Origin of the sequence: Gemmata sp. (assembly GCF_051859125.1) — a bacterium.
Lineage (GTDB): Bacteria > Planctomycetota > Planctomycetia > Gemmatales > Gemmataceae > Gemmata.
In genome coordinates this window covers 1-3,558 of record NZ_JBHYGG010000203.1, presented here as the reverse complement: position 1 = coordinate 3,558, position 3,558 = coordinate 1, and the positions used below count along the sequence as shown (strand labels likewise).

Here is a 3,558-nt window from a genome sequence, read left to right as displayed (position 1 = left end):
CCCGCCGGCCGCGAGTCGCGGTTGACGCCGCCGCGGCGTTTGCCGTAACCTCCCGGGCCGGGAACGATTCCGGGCGCGGCCACGGACACGGAGCACGTCATGTCGGCAGAGGTCGGTGGGCAACTGGAGGTGGTCCCGGCCCGGCGGTCGCTGTTCGGGCCGGACTACGTGCGGCTCGCCGTGCTGGTGCTGGTCGGGATCGGCGTTCACGCGTGGCTCATCGCCCACACGGCCGTCCCGGCCCGCGACAGCCTCGGGTTCGCGCGGTACGCGCTGAACCTGTCCGACCCGCACCCGGCACCCGAATCGAGCGACCCGCGGCAGCGGATCGACGTGATCCGGACGGCCGAGCAGCCGCCCGCGTACCCCGCGGCGATCTGGGCCACGGAACTGGTGCTCCGCGCCGCCTGCGGGCTCCCCACCCCGGACCGCGCCCTGCTCGCCACGCAGGTCGCCAACGCCGCCGCCGGTGTGCTGCTCATCGTCCCGATGTACCTCACCGGGCGGATGCTGTTCGGCCGGAACGTCGGGTTCGCCGGCGCCCTGCTGTTCCAGGTGCTCCCGGTGCCCGCCCGGGTGACCAGCGACGGGCTCTCGGAGGGGACGTACCTGTTGGCGTCGGCGGCCGCGATCACGCTCGGCGTGCGGGCGGCCCGGCGGCCCACAATCGGCGGGTTCCTGGTGTGCGGGCTCGCCGTCGGCGCGAGCTACCTGGCCCGCCCCGAGGGGCTCCTGACCGGGATGGCGGTGGGGCTGGTCGCCTGCGCCGCCGGGCTCGCGCGGCTGTGGCCGCGGGACGCGGCGCTGGGCCGCCTGGCGGCGCTCGGGGTCGGCGTCGCGCTCGTCGCCGTGCCGTACGTGGTGCTCATCGGCAAGCTCACGAATAAGTCCACGCCCGGCGCGATCATGAACCCGTGGGAGACGCCCCGGATCTGGCAGGGGCAGCCCAGCGCGGCGGCCGCGCCGGCCGAGGGGCTCGCGCTGTTCGGCGCGTGGTGGGACCCGAAGGAGGACGAGGGGAAGAACCGGCTCGTGTGGGCGGCCGCGGCCGTGTGGACCGAGGTCATCAAGGCGGTCCACTACGTCGTCGGCACGCTGACCCTCATCGCGATCGGGGTCCACCGGCGGCGGTTGTTCGCCGGCGACCTGGGGCTGTGGGTGCCGGTCGCGCTGAGCGGCCTGAGCCTGCTGCTCATGTTTTTCCTAGCGGCCCGGGTGGGGTACGTCTCGGAGCGGCACACGGTGCTGCTGGTGATGCTGTGCTGCGTGCTCGGCGCGTCGGCGATCGGGCCGGTCGTGCGCGGGCTCGCCCGGGTGCCGGTCCTGGGCCGGGTCGTGGTGTGGCCGGCCGCGGCCCCGGCGACGTTCCTCGCGGTCCTCGTGGCGTCGGCGCTGCCGTACTCGCTGAAGTCGCTGCACCCGCAGCGCGAGGGGCACAAGCACGCCGGCCGGTGGCTCGCGGCGCACATGGCCGAGGGCGACTGGCTCCAGGACCCGCTGGCGTGGGCCGAGTGGTACGCGGGGCGGACCCTGTACCAGTCGACGCACTACTCGGGCCGGCCGGAGTACGTGTGGATCGTGCTGGAGCGGGGCAAGGTGAGCCCACACTCGCGGCTCCCGCAGTGGGAGGAGGCGCGGCAGCGCGCGGCCGGCCGCGCGCCGGTGTACCGCTGGCCCGAGGACGCCCCGGAGTCCGGCCCGGCCGTCGAGGTGTACAAGGTGCCCTTCGCCGACCTCGCGCCGAGGTGAGCGCGTCCGGCGAGCGGGGGGCGTGAGCCCCCCGAGGTGTTTCTGGCGAACCCGCCGCGCGTCTGCCGGGGAAATGGTGGCCTATCGCGGGTCCGGTGGGTAATGTTGCGGAAACGCTCTCCCGCACCCGCTGCCACCGCCAGGACCCCCAATGTCTGCTGCCGCCCCCGAACAGCCCGCCCGCACCGGGTGGGCCAGCCTCAAGGACCTCTCCCGGTACCAGTGGTTCGTGTTCATCGTGTGCTGTCTCGCCTGGGACATGGACTGCCTCGACCAGCAACTGTTCGTGCTGGCCCGGCGGCCCGCGATGACCGAACTCGTCGCCAAGGTGACGCCCGACGACCCGCGGCTCCCCGAGTTCTCCCAGCGGCTCGTCGAGAAGGCGGCCCAGGACGGCAAGCCCCCGCTGCCCGCCGAGGCGGCCCGCGCCGCCGCCCGCACCGCGCTCCAGAACGCCGACATCGCCGACGCCAGCACCTACGCCACGTCGTTCTTCATGCTCGGGTGGGCCATCGGCGGGATCGGGTTCGGCATCCTCGGCGACCGCAAGGGCCGGGTGAAGACGCTCATGCTCACCATCCTCCTCTACGCGGTGTTCACGGGGCTCAGCGCCCTGTCGAGCACCACGCTGGAGTTCCACGCGTACCGGTTCCTCACCGGGCTCGGGGTCGGGGGCGTGTTCGCGGCCGCGGTCACGCTCCTGGCCGACACCATGCCGCCCAACGCCCGGCCGATCGTCCTCGGGCTGTTCCAGGCGTCGTCGGTCCTCGGGAACTGCACGGCCGCGCTGCTGTCGATGTGGTTCGGGTCGCTCCAGGAGGCCGGCGCGTTCACCGGCCAGAGCGCGTTCGGGTTCCCGCTGTCGCCGTGGCGGGTGATGTTCCTCGTCGGCATCATCCCCGGGTTCCTCGTGGTGCTCATCCAGTTGAAGCTGAAGGAACCGGAGAAGTGGACCCGGGCGATGGCCGCGGGCGGCGCGAAGTCGGCCGGGTCGTACCGCGAGCTGCTCGGCGACCCGAAGTGGCGGCCCCGGGCGCTGGGCGGGCTGGTGCTGGCGCTGGCCGGCGTCATCGGCCTGTGGGGGATCGCGTTCTTCTCCCCCGACCTCCAGAGCTACGTGGCCGAGCCGGCGTACAAGCAGCAGGCCCAAGAGCTCAAGCTGGAGGGGGCCGAGGGGCCGCTCGACAAGCCGTTCCCCAAGGACTCGCAGGCCGACAAGTACGTCGTCGGCCAGAAGGCGTACTGGTCCGGGATCACCTCGCTGGTCCAGAACACCGGCGCGTTCTTCGGCATCTTCGCGTTCAGCATCCTGACCGGGTACGTCGGGCGGCGGCCCGCGTTCGCCCTGTTCCTGGTCCTCGCCGCGCTGTCCACGGCGATGGTGTTCATGTTCCTGAACTCGTGGTCGGACATCATGTGGATGGTGCCGATGATGGGGTTCTTCCAGCTCGCCCTGTTCGGCGGGTACGCGATCTACTTCCCGGAGTTGTTCCCGACCCGGCTCCGCAGCACCGGCACGTCGTTCTGCTACAACGTGGGCCGGCTGATCGCGGCCGCCGGCCCGTTCGCGCTGGGCAAGCTCGCGAGCGTGGCCTACGCCCACCTGCCGGCCCCGGAGCCGCTCCGGTACGCCGGGCTCACGATGTGCAGCGTCTTCATCCTCGGCCTGCTCGTGCTGCCGTTCCTGCCCGAGACCAGGGGCAAGCCGCTGCCGGAATAAGGACACCCCCTTGGGCGGGCCGGGGGGGGGGGGCGGCCCCCGGGGGGGGGGGGCGCCCCACCCCCCCCCCCCGCCCCCCCCCCCCCCCC

2 protein-coding genes are annotated in these 3,558 nt (G+C 73.2%); both read left to right on the top strand.

From position 1 onward, the window contains the following. Positions 1 to 99: 99 nt before the first annotated feature. Complete coding sequence (locus tag ACTIGN_RS17400) at positions 100 to 1,749, top strand: glycosyltransferase family 39 protein (protein WP_439626077.1); 1,650 nt, start codon at positions 100 to 102, stop codon at positions 1,747 to 1,749. 151 nt (positions 1,750 to 1,900) lie between these two features. Next, positions 1,901 to 3,469: an MFS transporter gene (locus ACTIGN_RS17395; protein ID WP_439626075.1), complete on the top strand. Its 1,569-nt coding sequence runs from the start codon at positions 1,901 to 1,903 to the stop codon at positions 3,467 to 3,469. Positions 3,470 to 3,558 lie beyond the last annotated feature (89 nt).